Annotated in this window: 16 protein-coding genes; 10 read left to right on the top strand and 6 right to left on the bottom strand. The window is 68.2% G+C overall.

Features of this window, described 5'->3' with window-relative positions:
• Positions 1-19 precede the first annotated feature (19 nt).
• Positions 20-1,336: an ABC transporter substrate-binding protein gene (locus DIZ26_RS26485; protein ID WP_112246282.1), complete on the bottom strand. Its 1,317-nt coding sequence runs from the start codon at positions 1,334-1,336 to the stop codon at positions 20-22.
• Positions 1,337-1,627: 291 nt separating this feature from the next.
• Positions 1,628-2,044 (bottom strand): cobalamin B12-binding domain-containing protein, encoded by a 417-nt coding sequence (locus DIZ26_RS26480; RefSeq protein WP_112246280.1) that lies wholly within the window; start codon positions 2,042-2,044, stop codon positions 1,628-1,630.
• A 138-nt stretch (positions 2,045-2,182) separates the two neighbouring features.
• On the opposite strand from DIZ26_RS26480, the gene DIZ26_RS26475 reads away from it, so the two are divergent.
• The 4 genes from DIZ26_RS26475 to DIZ26_RS26460 all read left to right on the top strand — a co-directional run bounded on the left by DIZ26_RS26475 (position 2,183) and on the right by DIZ26_RS26460 (position 6,097).
• On the top strand, positions 2,183-3,019 hold the full coding sequence (locus DIZ26_RS26475) for an esterase/lipase family protein (RefSeq protein ID WP_112246278.1): 837 nt from the start codon (positions 2,183-2,185) through the stop codon (positions 3,017-3,019).
• A gap of 337 nt (positions 3,020-3,356) precedes the next feature.
• Positions 3,357-4,103, top strand: a complete 747-nt coding sequence (locus DIZ26_RS26470; protein ID WP_112246276.1) for a M23 family metallopeptidase — start codon at positions 3,357-3,359, stop codon at positions 4,101-4,103.
• A 57-nt stretch (positions 4,104-4,160) separates the two neighbouring features.
• Positions 4,161-4,715, top strand: a complete 555-nt coding sequence (locus tag DIZ26_RS26465) for a DUF6886 family protein (RefSeq protein ID WP_112246274.1) — start codon at positions 4,161-4,163, stop codon at positions 4,713-4,715.
• Positions 4,712-6,097 carry a lanthionine synthetase LanC family protein gene (locus DIZ26_RS26460; protein ID WP_198676297.1) on the top strand — a complete coding sequence of 462 codons (1,386 nt, stop codon included), beginning with the start codon at positions 4,712-4,714 and terminating at the stop codon, positions 6,095-6,097. The genes DIZ26_RS26465 and DIZ26_RS26460 overlap by 4 nt, the downstream gene beginning before the upstream one ends.
• Here DIZ26_RS26460 and DIZ26_RS26455 read toward each other — a convergent pair.
• A complete protein-coding gene (locus DIZ26_RS26455) occupies positions 6,019-6,582 on the bottom strand; it encodes a hypothetical protein (RefSeq protein WP_112246272.1) in 564 nt (187 codons plus the stop codon). The genes DIZ26_RS26460 and DIZ26_RS26455 overlap by 79 nt on opposite strands.
• Positions 6,583-6,657: 75 nt before the next feature.
• On the bottom strand, positions 6,658-8,979 hold the full coding sequence (pcrA, locus tag DIZ26_RS26450) for a DNA helicase PcrA (RefSeq protein WP_112246270.1): 2,322 nt from the start codon (positions 8,977-8,979) through the stop codon (positions 6,658-6,660).
• A 170-nt stretch (positions 8,980-9,149) separates the two neighbouring features.
• Here pcrA and DIZ26_RS26445 point away from each other — a divergent pair, with 170 nt between their 5' ends.
• From DIZ26_RS26445 to DIZ26_RS26430, 4 genes are all read left to right on the top strand, one after another.
• Positions 9,150-10,121 (top strand): phage baseplate protein, encoded by a 972-nt coding sequence (locus DIZ26_RS26445; protein ID WP_112246268.1) that lies wholly within the window; start codon positions 9,150-9,152, stop codon positions 10,119-10,121.
• Positions 10,122-10,198: 77 nt separating this feature from the next.
• Positions 10,199-10,807, top strand: coding sequence for a ClpP family protease (locus tag DIZ26_RS26440; RefSeq protein WP_112246266.1), 609 nt, complete (start codon positions 10,199-10,201; stop codon positions 10,805-10,807).
• Positions 10,804-11,418, top strand: a complete 615-nt coding sequence (locus tag DIZ26_RS26435) for a ClpP family protease (RefSeq protein WP_112246264.1) — start codon at positions 10,804-10,806, stop codon at positions 11,416-11,418. The genes DIZ26_RS26440 and DIZ26_RS26435 overlap by 4 nt, the downstream gene beginning before the upstream one ends.
• Positions 11,419-11,440: 22 nt before the next feature.
• The gene (locus DIZ26_RS26430; protein ID WP_232828611.1) at positions 11,441-12,178 is read left to right on the top strand and encodes a PIG-L deacetylase family protein; all 738 of its coding nucleotides are present in this window, start codon (positions 11,441-11,443) and stop codon (positions 12,176-12,178) included.
• On the opposite strand, the gene DIZ26_RS26425 is transcribed toward DIZ26_RS26430, so the two are convergent.
• The gene (locus DIZ26_RS26425) at positions 12,162-13,307 is read right to left on the bottom strand and encodes an MFS transporter (RefSeq protein ID WP_112246249.1); all 1,146 of its coding nucleotides are present in this window, start codon (positions 13,305-13,307) and stop codon (positions 12,162-12,164) included. The two genes, DIZ26_RS26430 and DIZ26_RS26425, sit on opposite strands and share 17 nt — an antisense overlap.
• Positions 13,308-13,362: 55 nt before the next feature.
• On the opposite strand from DIZ26_RS26425, the gene DIZ26_RS26420 reads away from it, so the two are divergent.
• Positions 13,363-14,100 (top strand): AraC family transcriptional regulator, encoded by a 738-nt coding sequence (locus DIZ26_RS26420; protein ID WP_112246247.1) that lies wholly within the window; start codon positions 13,363-13,365, stop codon positions 14,098-14,100.
• A gap of 40 nt (positions 14,101-14,140) precedes the next feature.
• Positions 14,141-14,887 (top strand): alpha/beta fold hydrolase, encoded by a 747-nt coding sequence (locus DIZ26_RS26415; RefSeq protein WP_112246245.1) that lies wholly within the window; start codon positions 14,141-14,143, stop codon positions 14,885-14,887.
• A 56-nt stretch (positions 14,888-14,943) separates the two neighbouring features.
• On the opposite strand, the gene DIZ26_RS26410 is transcribed toward DIZ26_RS26415, so the two are convergent.
• Complete coding sequence (locus tag DIZ26_RS26410; RefSeq protein ID WP_112246243.1) at positions 14,944-16,266, bottom strand: C1 family peptidase; 1,323 nt, start codon at positions 16,264-16,266, stop codon at positions 14,944-14,946.
• Positions 16,267-16,268: the final 2 nt, after the last annotated feature.

Here is a 16,268-nt window from a genome sequence, read left to right as displayed (position 1 = left end):
CCGGCCCCGCCCGGTTACGTCACTGAGTGATGAGTGAGCTCAGCTTGGCTTGCAGGTCGGTGAGGGCCTGCTTGGGTGGCGTCTTACCGCTCAGGGCGTTGTACGCCGCATCCTGGATCGCTGCGGTGACATCGCCGTACTTGACCACGCGCGGCCGCGGCTGGGCGCCCAGGATCGAAGCCTTCAGCGGAGCCAGGTACGGGAACTGCTTGTTCAGTGCCGGGTCGTCGTACAGCGACGCGTAGGTCGGCGCCTGCGAACTGCCCGACAGGTTCACCTTCTGACGAGCCTCGCTGGCCATGAAGTTGATGAAGTCGACGGCAGTCGCCTTGTTCTTGGCGAACTTGCTGATCGCGTAGTCGTGACCGCCAAGCGACGAGACGCCCGGGCCGGACTTGCCCGGCAGCGGCGCGACACCGAACTTGTTCACGATCTTCGACGACCCATCGGTCTTCTGGGCCAGTGCGTACACGTACGGCCAGTTGCGGTGGAAGAGCAGCTTGCCTTCCTGGAAGGCGCGCCGGCCTTCCTCTTCCTTGTAGGTGATCGCGGCCTTCGGAATGGCTCCGGTGCTGAAGCCCTTCGTCAGCTCCTCGAGACCGGCCAGCGCCTCCGGCGTGTCGACGTTCGCCTTGCCGTCCTTGTCGACGACAACCCCGCCGGCCGAGTTGATGGCCTCGGAGAAGTTCACCGTGAGGCCTTCGTACTTCTCGAACTGTCCGGCGTAGCAGCTCATGCCCTTGGCCGAGGGGACCTTCGCCTGCACGGCCAGACAGGCCGCGAGCATCTCGTCCCACGTCTTCGGCACCTGCACGCCTGCCTGGTCCAGCAGGTCCTTGCGGTAGTAGAGCAGGCCACCGTCGGAGGTGATCGGCACCGCGTACAGCTTGTCGCGGTACTTGGCCGTCTCGACCGTCGCCGGGATCAGCTTCGGCAGATCAGGGAACTTGTCCTCGGGAAGCTGCTCGATCCATTGGTTCGCCGCGAACTCCGACGTCCAGACGACGTCCATGTTCAGCACGCTGAACGCGTCGGACTGGTTCTGTGCGTTCTGCACCATCTGCTGACGCTGGTCGTTGGCGTTCTCCGGAAGCTCCTTGATCTCGACCTTCTCGTCGGGGTGCTGGGAGTTCCACGCCGCGACCTGCTTCGGCAGGAAGCCGGAGGTGTCCTTGCCGGTGGCAAAGGTGATCGGCCCGCGCCCTTCGAGCGCGCCGCCGCCCCCGCTGGTGTTCTTGTCCCCGCTGTCACCGCCACACGCGGACGCGAGCAACACCAGGCTGCCCGCGACGCCGAAGGCCACCGCCCGGCGTGTGTGTGATCGTTCAAACCTCATCGTGTACCTGCCCTCTCCCGATGGGACTCACTTGGTCCTGCGTCGATGGTTCGCAGTCCCCCACCGTCCTGCGAGCCGCCCTATCCGGACAGTAACCGAGATCGGGGGCGATGTGTCCTGAGCCACACACCTTGCCGAACCCAGCGTCATGAACGAACAAACGCATGGCTGTATGCGACCGCGATTCGACGGCCCGCACAACCAGGTGTTTCTTAACGATTCGGTATTACCGATCAGTAACCGAATCACCCGGCTGCGGAGAGTCGCCGCGGTACGCCACCGGGTAGGCGCTCAGGCGGTGGCGGAGGCGTCGCCGACGTTGCCGCGGACCCACTCGACGATCTCGGCGGTGGTCGCGCCCGGGGTGAAAATCTTGTGCACGCCGAGCTCGGCCAGCGGCTGCAGGTCGGCGTCGGGGATGATCCCGCCGCCGAACACCACGATGTCGTCCGCCTCCCGCTCGGTGAGCAGCTCGCGGACCTTCTTGAACAGGGTCATGTGCGCGCCGGACAGCACGGACAAGCCGATCGCGTCGGCGTCCTCGGCGATCGCGGTCTCCACGATCTGCTCCGGAGTCTGGTGCAGACCGGTGTAGATGACCTCCATGCCGGCATCGCGCAGCGCCCGGGCGACCACCTTCGCGCCGCGGTCATGGCCGTCCAGTCCCGGCTTGGCGACGACAACTCTCAACGGGCTCGTGGCTGACATGCCCGCAGGCTATCCGAGCCGCACCTCACGGATAAGACACGGAGGCGTGTGTTCCCGGCCACGCGAACTGGGAACCGGTTACCGTGAAAAGAGATCGGACCAGTTCAGCGGGGGGTCTGATTCAGTGAGGAGACGCCGATGAGCATCTTTGACGCCCTCGACGGACTCAGGTACGGCGCGCGCTCGGCGTTGTCACCTCGCGTCCTGCAAGGTGCTGCCGTCGAACTCGGCTGGATCACCACCCATCTGGCGATGTACCCGCTCGGCCTGGTCGGCGGCTCGCGGTACTCCGCGGACCGGCTCAACCTCGCCGGGCTCACCCCGGCCCAGCGCAGCCTGCTGGTCGGCGACGTGAGCGCCGCCGGTACGCCGATCCTGCTCGCGCACGGGATCATCGACAACCACACCATCTTCGCGCTGATGCGGCGCAACCTGCTGCGGCGCGGATTCACCCGGATCCACACGTTCTCGTACTCGCCGCTGACGCTCGACGTCCGCAGTACGGCCGAACGGCTCGGAGCCGAGATCGAGCAGATCTGCGAGGAGTCCGGCTCGGAGCAACTGCACGTGGTCGGGCACAGCCTGGGCGGACTGATCGCGCGGTACTACGTCCAGCGGCTCGGGGGCGACCAGCGCGTGCACACCTGCGTGACGCTCGGGACGCCCCACCAGGGCACGGGCGCTGCCCGGCTGCTGCCCTGGCCGCTCGTGAAGCAGCTGCGGCCCGACAGCGACCTGATGGCGGAGCTGGCCGAGCCGGCACCGGGCTGCCGTACCAGGTTCGTCGCGTTCTACAGCGACGTCGACCAGCTGATCGTGCCGCAGCGACGGGCCCGGATCCGGCATCCCGATCTGCTCGCCCAGAACATCCGGGTCAACGGCGTCGGTCACCTGTCGCTGCCGTTCGACGGCCAGGTGGTGCACCAGATCAGCGGAGTGCTGTCACATCTGGACGAACAGGACACAGTTGCCTAACGGTCTTCCTGACCGCGCAGCTACTTCCGCGCTCAGAGCGGATGCACGTGCAGCCGCGCATGCAAAGGTTTCGTGAAGGAGACCCGGAAAAGTGGGTGGCGGGGTTTGTCGGCTCGTGACCCATCCGTTATGGTGCTTGAACCTTCGGGGGGAATAAACCCCGGAGGTGGACAGTGCCCCTCCCCTGTGACCGAAAGGCCACGTTGTGTCCCAGCACCGTGCCGCGGCTAGCCGCGTCACGCCAGGCAACGCTGCGCGGAATGCCAACGCGGCGCGTCACAGTGCCAAGCATCGTGTAGCCCGGCGTAACACCCCCAGCAGTACCCAGATCGTCGGTTTGACCGCAGCGCTGGCAGCTGCGGCCGGAGCCGTGGGCTTCAGCTACAGCTCACTGGCCTCACCGACCCAGGCCAACTCCGCGATCAACCTCGCCGCCCTCAACCTGGGCGACAGCCAGCTCTCCGAGGTCACCACGGCCCGGATCGAGCGGCGCCAGCTGGCCACCAGGGACTCCTCCCGCGTCGAACTCACCGGCGCGGACCTGAACAAGAAGCAGGCCGCGGCCGACCGGTTCGCCCGGGCCCGGGCCGCGAAGCTCGACGCCACCCGCGCGTTGACCGCCAAGCGCGCGATCGCGCTGGCCGCCGCCAAGGCCGCCGCGGAGAACGCCCGCACCTCCCCGACCCGCTGCGAGATGATGATCTCCGGCTACCACATCACCGCCGGCTTCGGTCAGGCCGGCGGCCGCTGGGCCCGCAACCACACCGGCACCGACTTCGCCGCCCCGATCGGTACGCCGATCCGCTCGGTGATGAAGGGCGTCGTGCTGAGCGCCGAGTTCGCCGGGCCGTACGGCCGGCAGGTGCGGATCCGGCACGAGGACGGCACCGAGACCTGGTACAACCACATGTCGAAGTTCAGCGTGACGGTCGGCGAGACCGTGTACGCCGGTGACCAGGTCGGCGCGGTCGGCGTCACCGGCAACACCACCGGCCCGCACCTGCACTTCGAGGTCCGCCCCGGCGGCGGCGACCCGGTCGACCCGATGCCCTGGCTGCGCAACCACTGCGGCCTGAACCCCTGATCCAGCCTTCGCCAAACCTTTCGCGGTCGCGTCGAGCGGCTGGCTAAGCTGCCGCGCATGCGTCCGGCAGCTGGTGAGGTCCTGCATTTCTCCGAAGATCCGACGATCCGTCGGTTCCACCCGCATCTCGCCCCCACGTCGGTGAAGACCACCCCGTACGTCTGGGCCGTCGGCCACGATCGTGCGCCCGACTACTGGTTCCCCCGGCAGTGCCCCCGCGCGATGGCCTGGGTCGGTCCCACCACCACGGAGGCGGACCGCCTGCGCATCATCGGCGACGGCTGCGGCACCCGCGTGCACGCGATCGAGTACGGCTGGCTCGACGCGATCCGGACGGTCGAGCTGTACGCCTACCGGTTGCCGGCCGATCCCTTCGAGGAGGCCGAGGCCGCGGTCGTCGCCACCACCGAGGTGGTGCCACTGGGACCACCGGAGCGGGTCGGCGACCTGTTCGCGCTGCATGCCGAGGCCGGTATCCAGCTTCGCGTCCTCCCACACCTGCACGATTTCTGGGCCGCGGTGACCGGCAGCACGCTCGAGTTCAGCGGGATCCGGCTGCGCAACGCCGTACCGCGTCCTGCCGGGCCGCGCGGTGACACGATGGGTCGATGACGTCTGCTGGGACCCATCGCGAGGTCGCCGACGCCGCCTGGCGGTGGGTGCTGGACCAGATCCGCTGGGACGACGGGCCGTGGATCCCCGAATCGAGCGCGGCCGAGATCCCCGAACAGCGCGACGGGACGTATGCCGGGACCGGCGGGCTGGTCCAGGCGCTCGCCGAGATCCGGCTGAGCAGGCCGTGGACGGCCGAGGAGCAAACCCTGGTCGATGCGATAGCCGAGCGGCTGCGCGCCCAGGTGCCGACGATGACCGACTACACGTACTTCGACGGCCTGGTCAGCGCGATCGGCGTCTTCACCACCCTCGGGATCCCCGGCACGACAGCCGCGGTACGGCGTCTGTCGGAGCTCGCCGAGCCGGACGGCTGGCCGCAGACGATCCTCAAGCCACCAAGGGTCCTTCCGGGGTCGCGGTTCAACGACCTGACCCTGGGGACCGCCGGCGTACTGCTGGGGGCCTTGTGGGCGCTCCGGCACGGGGTGGAGGAGGCTCGCGAGCTGGCGGATCGGGCGGCGGACCTTCTCCTGGTGGAGGGCGAGCCGGTGCCGGGCGGGACCAACTGGCCGTTCGTGCCCGTCCGCTTCGCCTCCGGCAAGCCGTTCACGCAGATGCCGAACCTGTCCCACGGCCTGGCCGGTATCGCGACCGCGCTCGCTCTGGCCGGCGCCGAACTCGGCCGGCCCGAGCTGACCTCGGCAGCGACCGACGGAGCGAAGTACCTCGTCTCCCTCGGCGTGACCGACGGCCAGGGGTTGGTCGTACCTCGGTACATCCCGGACGACGAGTCCGACGAGGACAAGTACACCTACAACTGGTGCCACGGGGCGTCGGGGACATCGTTGCTCTTCCTCGCCCTCGACCAGGCAGAGGTCAAGGAGATCGCCGGTGAGCCACCGCTGGCCTGGCATCGCCGCTGCCTGCACAGCGTCCGTACTTCGGGTCTGCCGGCCCGTCTCCATCCGGGCTTCTGGGACAACGACGGACGCTGCTGCGGTACTGCGGGAGTAGGCGACCTCTTCCTCGATTCGTGGCTGCGATCCGGGGAGACGGACGATCTCCGCTTCGCACTCCAGCTCGCGGACACTCTGGTCGACCGGGCCGTGTGGGACGGGCCGTACGCCTACTGGCGATTCCTCGAGCACCGGGCCGACGAACCGCTGCTGCCACCCGGCATCGGCTGGATGCAGGGCGCGGCCGGGATCGCCACTTTCCTGTTCCGGGCGAGCCGGTTGAGCATCGAGGGACCGAACGCCACCGTGATCCCGCGGATGGAGACCTGGTGGACCCTGCCGGCTCAGCGCCGCCAGACCTCGGCGGTGGTGAGGAACGCGGACGAGCCGGGCCGATCGGCCGAACCGTCGACCTGGACATAACCGGGCACCGAGGCGCCGCCGATCGACACCGTGGCGGCCCGGACCGGCGCGATCACCAGGCTGAGGCTGTGCGCGCCGTCAGCCAACTGGAAGTTGTCGGTCGCGAACAACCGCCGGTCGAGGACGCCGCTCATCTCGATCTGGATGTCGGCGGCCTTCGCGCTGAGGCCGTCGGCCAGGTTCATCGAGACCTGGACCAGGTCGCGCTCGACCGCGGGCTCGTGCCAGGCCAGTCCCTGCACCTCGAGGAACGAGCGGACGAAGTACCGCTCCAGCCAGGACGCCAGGTCGACGTCCTCGGAGACCACCCGGACGATCCCGTCGAACCAGAGCACGACCGCCGTCCCGGCGCCGCAGATCGACCAGTCGACCATCCAGATCGAGGCGAACGCGGTGACCTTGCCGTCCTTGTCGAACAGCCGCAGCCCAGGGTTGGCTCCCGCCAGGATGATCCGGCGGTTGCTCGCGTCTGCTGCCTTGGGCATGGGCTGGGACCTTCGTCCGGGGAGGGCCGAAGCTCTGATTGTCGCAGGGCTGCGTCAAATCGGCACGCCGAGGCATCAAATCTTTTCGACCGGGGCGTAGCGCAGCAGCAAACGCTTGACTCCCTCGGAGCCGAAGTCGATGTCGGCCTGGGACTGCTGGCCCTCGCCGCGGACCACCACCACCGTGCCCATACCGAAGCTGTCGTGGACGACGCGGTCGCCTGGGTTCAGCACGATCACGGCCTTGTCGGCGGCAGTCCTGCGTGCCGGCTCCCACCGGCTGCTGACTCCGCTGGAGCCCGACGTCCCGGTCCCGGACCAGCGCGTGATCGCGGACTCATCGCGACGCCAGTCGAGCAGCTCGGCCGGGATCTCCTCGAGGAACCGCGACGGCGGGTTGTGCTGCGGAGCGCCGTACGCCGAACGGACGGCGGCTCGGGAGATCGCGAGTCGCTGCCGCGCCCGGGTGATCCCAACGTACGCGAGCCGGCGCTCCTCCTCGAGCTCCTTCAGGTCCGTGAGCGACCGGGAGTGTGGGAAGACGCCGTCCTCCATACCGGTCAGGAAGACGACCGGGAACTCCAGGCCCTTGGCGGTGTGCAGTGTCATCAGCGTGACCACGCCACCGTCGTCGGCCGCGTCCGGGATCTGGTCCGCGTCGGCGACCAGCGCGACCCGCTCCAGGAACGCCTGCAGATCGGCCGGCTCACCGGCAGCGGTCCGCTCCTCGACGAACTCGCGGGCCACCGAGATGAACTCGTCGAGGTTCTCCAGCCGGGTCTCGTCCTGCGGATCCGGTGACTTCTGCAGCTCTTCGTAGTACCCGGAACGGTGCAGCGCGACATCCAGGATGTCGTCCGGCGGCGCACCCGAGTCGACCATCGCAGTCAGCTCGTCCAGGATGTCGACGAAACCTTGTACTGCGTTGGCGCTGCGGCTGGCCATCGCCGGAGCGTCCTGGGCCCTGCGCAGGGCGGCGGAGAAGGTGATCCGGTCCCTCAGCGCGAGCGCTTCGATCGCCGCCTCGGCGCGCTCGCCGATGCCGCGTTTGGGGACGTTCAGGATGCGCCGCAGCGAGACGGTGTCCTCGGGGTTGGTCAGCACGCGCAGGTACGCCAGCGCGTCGCGGACCTCCTTGCGCTCGTAGAACCGGACGCCGCCGACGACCTTGTACGGATGGCCGGTGCGGATGAACACTTCCTCGAACACCCGCGACTGTGCGTTGGTCCGGTAGAACACCGCGACGTCCGACGGCTTCACCCCGTCGGCGTCGGTCAGCCGGTCGATCTCGTCCGCGACGAACTGCGCCTCGTCGTGCTCGTTGTCGGCGACGTACACCGCGATCTGCTCGCCCTGACCGGAGTCGGACCACAGGTTCTTCGCCGGGCGGCCCTCGTTGCGGCTGATCACCGCGTTCGCCGCCGACAGGATCGTCTGGGTCGACCGGTAGTTCTGCTCGAGCAGGATCGTCTCGGCGCCGACGAAGTCCTCCTCGAAGGCGAGGATGTTGCGGATCGTCGCCCCGCGGAACGCGTAGATGCTCTGGTCGGAGTCGCCGACCACCATCAACTCCGCCGGCGCGCTGACCGGGCCGTCGTTCGGACCTGGCTCGAGGTCGGCGCAGAGCTCGCGGATCAGCGTGTACTGCGCGTGGTTGGTGTCCTGGTACTCGTCGACGAGGACGTGGCGGAACCTGCGCCGGTAGTACTCGCGGACCTCGGGGAAGGCCTGCAGCAGGTTGACCGTGGTCATCAGCAGGTCGTCGAAGTCCAGCGCGTTCGCCTGGGCCAGCCGCTCCTGGTAGATCCGGTAGCACTCGGCGTAGGTCTCCTCCAGATGGTTGGAGGTCTTCGACGCCGCCGACTCGTGGTCGATCAGCTCGTTCTTCTGGGTGCTGATCCAGTTCAGGATCGCGCGCGGGTTGTACCGCTTGACGTCCAGGTCGAGCTCACGGCAGACCAGCGTCATCAGCCGGCGCGAGTCGGTGTCGTCGTAGATCGAGAACGTCGAGGAGATCCCGAACCGCTTGATGTCGCGGCGCAGGATCCGCACACACGACGAGTGGAACGTCGAGACCCACATCAGCTTGGCCCGGTTGCCGACCAGTTCGACCACCCGCTCGCGCATCTCGGCGGCGGCCTTGTTGGTGAACGTGATCGCGAGGATCGAGCCAGGGTGTGCGTCCCGGGCCGCCAGCAGGTAGGCGATCCGCCGGGTCAGCACGCGCGTCTTGCCCGAGCCGGCCCCGGCGACCACCAGCAACGGCTTGCCCGCGTGCACGACGGCCGCCCGCTGCTGCGGGTTCAGCCCTTCGAGCAGTTCTTCCGGGTCGGGCCGGTGCTTCCTGGGCTCCTCGAGCGGCATCGGGAGTTCATCTGGAGAGAAGAGCGTCGTCATCGCCCACCACCTTAGGCGCTGCCACAGACAGTCCGCGTCCGGCGGCCGGTCGGGAGGTCTGCAGCGGTGTCGCGGCGCGGTGACCCGTTGCCCGTTAGCCTGGCAGACGCGTGAGAAACCTCCCGATCGGGGCGTGACCGACGCCCGCCGCCCATTCTCGAGGAGTCGTCATGGAACCGCTCATCCCGTCCCGCCTGAGCCGCCGGTCCGTTCTCCGCCTCGGCGGCGCAGCCGCCGGCGCGACCGTACTCGGCGCCGGCGTCCTGAACGCCGGTACTGCGAACGCCGTACTGCCCCCGTCGCCGGAGTTCGACCTCGGCGCGACACCGGTGCACCTGTTCGGCCCGAAACTCCTGCACGAATCACATCACTCCATGCAGGGCTTCACCTTCGACGACGTGAACCGCCGGCTGTTCATCGTGCAGGCGGAGAACGGCGGCTCTGGTGCCGACCTCGTGATCAACCAGGTCTCCGGCAGCGGCGAAGTACTCGGCGCGATGACCATCAAGCGGGCCGGCCACGGCGTCTCGATCGCCGCCGAACCGGTCGGCGACATCACCTACATCTGGGTGGAGTGCGACGCCGACAGCAACGACGACAGCGGCCGCGGCACGGCGCTGGCCAGGGTCCAGTTCAAGAACATCGTCCGCGAGTCGATCGCCGACGACGCGAAGTTCTTCAAGGGCAGCGACACCATCACCGCCGCGGTCGACCCGGAGAACAAGCGGCTGATGGTACGCCGTAAGGAGAACGGCAGCTTCTACCTCAGCGTCTGGCCGCTCAGCAAAGCGCGGGACGGCCTGAGCGCGGACCGGCTGGTGCACGTCAAGCAGCCGTCGGTCGCGGAGACGTTCCAGGGCTACACGTTCTACGGCCAGTACGCCTACCTCTGGTACGGCGACGGCCAGACCAACCCGGACAACATCAACTCCACCATCCGGTGCCTGGACCTGAACACCGGTGAGTTCACCCGCGGACCCGCTGTCACCCGGGCCGGCTCGTCGCTGACCTACCGCGAACCAGAGGGCATGGCGATCCACCGGATGGACTCCGGCGACCTCGCCCTGTTCTTCGGCTTCGCGTCCCGTCCGAGCGGTGGTGGCGACAACCGGTACGCCAACCTGTACTACAAGCTGCTCTGAGCTCAATCGCCTGACAGCAGACCTGCTACCAGCAGAAAGGCTGGGGTGAGCAGGGTCCGGCCGGTCAGGGTGGGTGCATGTCCGATGAGTCCAAAGCACCCATGTTCAGCAACGAGTCCAGACAACAACTGCTGCGCCAGCGCATCGTCGTACTCGACGGTCCCTTGACCGACGACAACGGCACCCTGCTGGCGACGCAGATCCTCACCCTGGCCGCCGAGGACCCGACCACCGACGTCGCCCTGTGGATCCACTCACCGGGCGGCTCGGTGCCCTCGATGCTCGCGATCCGGGACGTGATGCGGCTGGTGCCGTGCGACGTGTCCACGCTCGCGGTCGGTCTGGCCTGCAGCGCGGGCCAGTTCCTGCTGTCCGCCGGTACGCCGGGCAAGCGCTTCGCGCTGCGGCACGCCCGCATCCTGATGCACCAGGGATCGTCCGGGATCGGCGGCTCGGCCGCGGAGATCGAGATCCAGGCCAACGACCTGCGGCACATCCGCGACACCGTCCTCGCGCTGATCGCCGAGGACACCGGGCAGCCGCTGGAGACCGTGCACGAGGACTCGCTGCACGACCACTGGTACACGGCCTCGCAGGCACTCGACTACGGCTTCATCGATCACATCGTCGAGTCCTTCGACCAGGTCATGCCGTTGCAGCACCGCAAGCTGGGAGCGACCCGATGAGCAGCTACACGATCCCGAACGTCATCACCCAGAGCCCGCGCGGCGAGCGGATCATGGACGTCTACTCGCACCTGCTGTCCGAGCGGATCATCTACCTCGGTACGGCGATCGACGCCGGTGTCGCCAACGCGCTGATCGCGCAGCTGCTGCACCTGGCGGCGGACAAGCCCGAGCAGGAGATCGAGCTCTACATCAACTGCGAGGGCGGCGACATGTCCGCGATGCTCGCGATCTACGACACGATGCAGTTCATCCGTACGCCGATCGCGACGGTCTGCGTCGGCCAGGCGATCGGCGTCGGCGCCGTCCTGCTGGCCGCGGGCGCACCGGGCAAGCGCGCGATCCTGCCGCACGCCCGGGTGGTCCTGCACCAGCCGGGCGGTCGCGGTCAGGGCGCGATCCCGGACCTCATCCTGCAGGCCGACGAACTGGTCCGGGTGCGCAGCCAGCTGGAGACGATCCTGGCCGCCCACACCGGGCAGTCCGTCGAGCAGTTGCGCCACGACACCGACCGCGACCACGTGCTCAGCGCCCAGGCGGCCCATGAGTACGGCATCGTCGACCAGGTGATCCGGCACCGGCCGGGAGTGGCTCTGTTCGAGAACGTCTGAGGCCCGCACTAAGGTCGCTGGTGTGACCCTGCCTGCCGGAAATCCCCGCCCCGACGAAGAGATCGAGCGTGTCCTGGTCGTCGTCGCCCATCCGGACGACGTCGACTTCGGTTCGGCCGGCACGATCGCCGGCTGGACCAGGGCCGGTATCGAGGTGAGCTACTGCCTGCTGACCGACGGCCAGGCCGGCGGGTTCGAGCCCGACCGGGATCGCGCCGAGATGCCCGCCGTACGCCGCTCCGAGCAGACGACGGCGGCCGGCCACGTCGGCGTACGGGACCTGCATTTCCTCGGGTACTCCGACGGCGAGCTCGCGCCGACGCTCGACCTCGTCCGGGACATCGTGCGGGTGATCCGGAAGGTCCGGCCGCAGCGGCTCGTCACCTCGTCACCGGAGCGGAACTGGGCCCGGCTGCCCGCGTCGCACCCGGATCACCTGGCCGCGGGCGAGGCGACCACGCGCGCCTTCTTCCCGGCCGCGGGCAACCCGTTCGCCTTTCCCGAGCTGATCGGGGAAGGTCTGGAGGCGTGGACAGTCGGTGAGCTCTGGCTGCTCGCCCATCCCGAGAACAACCACTACGTCGACATCACCGAGTCGTTCGACGCGAAGGTCAAGGCGATCCTGTCGCACGTCAGCCAGCACCCCGACCCGGACAACCTGCCGGACCGGATCAGGGGCTGGAACGCGCAGAACGCCACCACGGCGGGCTTGCCGGAGGGTCGCCTCGCGGAGGGCTTCGCCGTCATCCGCCTTGGCTGAGTCCGGTACTACGCGGTGCCAGCCGCAAGCTGATCAACCAGGCCGCGGCGACGAACACGATGAGCAGGGCTAGTCCCGTCCGCAGTGAGGTCTTGTCGACGACCGCTCCGATCAGCGGTGCGAACAATCCGCCGGCCGAGACCGCCAGTCCGAGGGTGACCCCGCTGGCGGTACCGGGCCGGGTCGGCAGCAGGTCCTGCCCGAGCGTGATGTGCAACGAGAACGGCAGCGACAAAGCGGTGCCGACGAGCGCGATCGCGACGTACAGGGAAGGGCCTGGGACCAGGAGAAGGACGGGCAGCAAGAGAGTCGTCGCGAGATAGCCGGCCCGTACTACGGCGAGCCGGCCCCATCGCTCGGCGAAGCGGCCGCCCAGTACGGTGCCGAGGGCAGCCCCGGCGTACAGGGAGAAGACGGCGGCTGTTGCGGTCGCACCTCCACCGCCGACGCGCTGGACGGCGTACAGGCCGACGAATCCCGCAAGACCGAGGGACGCGATGGACCGCAGTACGACGATCACCGTCAGCTGGCCGAACGCAGCCCAGTCGTCAGAGCCCTTTGCTGCAAGGCGAATCGTTGCCGCCGGCTTGTACTTCGACAGCACCGGCACTGTCACCGCTATGCCCACCAGAGCCGGTACTGCGAGCCAACCGGTCGCTCGCAGCCCCAGTTGGGAGAGGACTGGGCCGGCAACGAGTGGCGCCAGGACGAAGCCCGCGTTGCCGCCTAGGGAGAACCAGCTCATCGCTCGATGGCTGCCGCCCGTCACCACGCGCGCTATCCGGGCTGCAGAAGGGTGGTACGCCGCTACGCCGAGCCCGACCATCGCGGCAGCTACCAGTGTCGTGGTGAACGAGTTGGACGAGCCGAGGAGGACTACACCGGCTGCGCAGCTCAGCATGCTCGCCGGGAGGATCCACGGCAGCGTGCGGCGGTCGACCAACCAGCCGAACACCGGCTGCGTTGCTGCCGATGCCACCGTGCCGGCTAGGACGACGACCGACACGGCGGAGTAGCCGAGGCCTCTGTCAAGCACCAGGAACGGTACGAGGACGGGGATCAGGCCCTGGTAGAAGTCGACACTCGCATGTCCTACGGCCATCACGGGTGTCGCGCTGCGCTTCGCCATACCTGCAAGGCTGCAGGCTGACCGGGTTGGCTGGCTTCCGGTAATCTGCCAACAGATGTCGAGAATCCGCCAGCAACCAGAGGCACCTACCGTCCTGCGCCAGTTGGCCGGTGGCGAGCGGATCGACCTGCACCAGCACGACGACCACCAGATCGTCTACGCGGCCGCTGGGGTCGTGTCGATCAGCACCCATCGGGGCACGTGGGTCGCACCGGCTACGCGCGCCATCTGGGTCCCTGCCGGCACACCACACGAGCACCGCGCATACGGCGAGACCGCGCTGCACCTGGTCGGTCTCGCGGAGAACCCGCTGGGCCTGACGATGCCCGCAGTACTCACGGTCCATCCACTGTTGCGCGAACTGATCATCGCCTACACAGACGACCCCGCTGACGACAGCGCGGCCCGTCGAAGGCTGCGCGCAGTACTGCTGGATCAGTTGCGGCTGTCGACCGAGCAGACCGCTCTGCGTCTCCCAGCAGCTCGCGACAGCCGCCTGGCCGCCGTCTGCGCGATCCTCGCCGCCGACCCATCCGACAACCGTCCGCTGCCGGCCCTTGGCTCAGCGGTAGGCGCCAGCGAGCGCACGCTGTCCCGCTTGTTCCGCTCGGAGTTCGCCATGACCTTCCCGCAGTGGCGAACGCAGCTCCGTCTCCATCACGCCCTCGTCCTCCTCGCCGAGGGCCACCCAGTCACGACCGTTGCGCACCTCTGCGGCTGGTCCACCCCCAGCGCCTTCATCGACACGTACAAGGAGATCTTCACCACCACTCCCGGCCGGAGGCTGCGCTAATCGCGTTGCGCAGCCTCGCTGAAGCCACCAGGGTGCAGCCATGACTGTTTCTTCCTGGGTGGTTGGTAGTGGGCCTGCGGTGCTGCTTGTGCATGCGGGAGTAGCCGATGCGCGAATGTGGGCGCGGCAGGTGGAGGAGCTGGCGGCCGACCACCAGGTGATCACCATGGATCTGCGTGGGTACGGCGAGACGCCACTGGAGGCGGGGGCCGACTACTCGGACGCCGGCGACCTGCTGGCCGTGCTGGACGAAGTCGGTGTGGCCGAGGTGAGCGCGGTCGGAGCATCGTACGGCGGGTATGTGGTGCAGCAGGCGGCCAGCCGGCAGCCGGAGCGGTTCAACCGGCTCGTGCTGATCTGTGCGCCGACCGACAACGTGGAGCCGACCGACGACCTGCGCGCGGTGTGGGCCGACGAGAATCGGTTGCTGGAAGCCGGTGACGTCGACGCGGCCACCGACCTGATGGTGCGGAGCTGGATCGGACCGGACGCGGACGACGACGCGCGCGAACTGCTCCGGGCGATGCAGCGACGCGCCTACGAGCTGCAGCTGGCCGCGGGCGACGACGTGACGAACGAGGAGTACGCCGTCGAGCCGGAGAAGATCACCGCACCCGTGCGGCTGATCACCGGCGCGCACGACTTCGCCTTCTTCACGAACTCCGCCGATTACCTCGCCGAGCGGCTGCCGGCCTCGGAGCGGATCCATCTTCCGTGGGCCGGTCACCTGCCGACGCTCGAGCGCCCCGAGGAAGGGACCGCGCTGATCCGCGCCGCCCTGGCATGAGAACAGCCCACCTCCGCGACCTCTCTGCGGAGATGGGCTGTGTCAGTTGACGGAGGTCAGTCGGCGAGGGCGCCCATCGGGTCCCAGGCCGGCAGCACGATCGGCTCGTCGTCGAGGCGGGCCTGCAGCTCGGCGGGCAGCGCGGACCGGCGTACGGCGATCTCGAAGACGTGCTCGGCGTACCACGAGTCGTTCATGGTCCAGTAGCCGTTGTCGCCCTTCTCGTCACCCCAGCTGTTCTCGACCCGCCAGCGACGCGGCTTGCCGTCGAGCACGTCGACGCCGGTGAACAGCATCGCGTGCGTCATCAGCGTCTCGTGGTGCACCAGCCGCTCGGCCTTGTCCAGCGTGAACTCGGTGTCGTAGACCGAGCCGTAGTCGTACAGGTTCGCGTCCCAGTAGCCGAGGTCGGCGTTCATCTGCTTGCCGACGTCGCAGCCGAACCAGACCGGCTCGCCACCGACGATGGCGTCCTGGGTGAGCTGCTTCATCAGGTCGATCTCGACGTTCAGGTAGACCACCGGCGGGGCGTCGATGACGTTGCCGAGGTAGTCGACGGTGAAGGTCCGGCCGGTCGGGCTGGTCTCACGCGGGTCGTGCACGATGCACACGTACTCGTCGATCGGCACGGTCACGTAGTTCTCGGCGAACTCGGCCGGCGTGGTCCAGCCGTCGCGGTGGAAGCCCTTGTCGCTGTCCTTCCACTGCCACAGGAACTTCTGCGGCGGCGTGCCCAGATGGATGCTCAGCACCCGGTGGATGGTGGTCAGCAACTCCTGCTTGTGGGCACGCTTGGCCTCGACGCCGTCGAGCTTCCGCAGGTCCCGCGCGCCCTGGCGAAGCAGCTTGCGCAGGGTGTCGTTCATCTGCGCGGTCGCCGACGAACTCTCGGTCTCCGGCATCGCCGACTTCGGCACCAGGCCGTGCTTGCGGACCAGCGCGACGAACATGTTCCACTGGCCGCCGTCACCGATCGGGTCGGACAGCAGGTGCGCCACCGTCCGGTCGTCGACGTCGCGGTCGCCGGTCTCGATCATCGCCTCGAGGAAGAAGTTCGACCGCTCGAACTTGTCCCAGAACAGCAGGTAGTTCTGGGAGAACTCGAAGTCCTTGACGCCCAGTTTCTCGGCGGCGCCGACCCGGAGCAGGTTCAGCCCGGCGAAAAGCCAGCACCGGCCGCTCTTCTTCTGATTCGTCACCTTCCAGTCGTCCAGCAGGTTCGACACCGAATGGTCGATCCCGGTGACGATCTGGCGGTCGAGCGCAAGGTTGGCGATCGGTGTCTGGGTGACTGCGTTCTGCATCACCCGGTACGACGGGTGTGCCGCGAACTCCTTCTCGAAGAGCTCGAGCTGTTCGGCAGTGAGATTCCGCTCCATAG

Source organism: Kribbella monticola (genome assembly GCF_003261635.1).
GTDB lineage: Bacteria > Actinomycetota > Actinomycetes > Propionibacteriales > Kribbellaceae > Kribbella > Kribbella monticola.
This window is presented reverse-complemented; position numbering and strand designations above follow the sequence as displayed.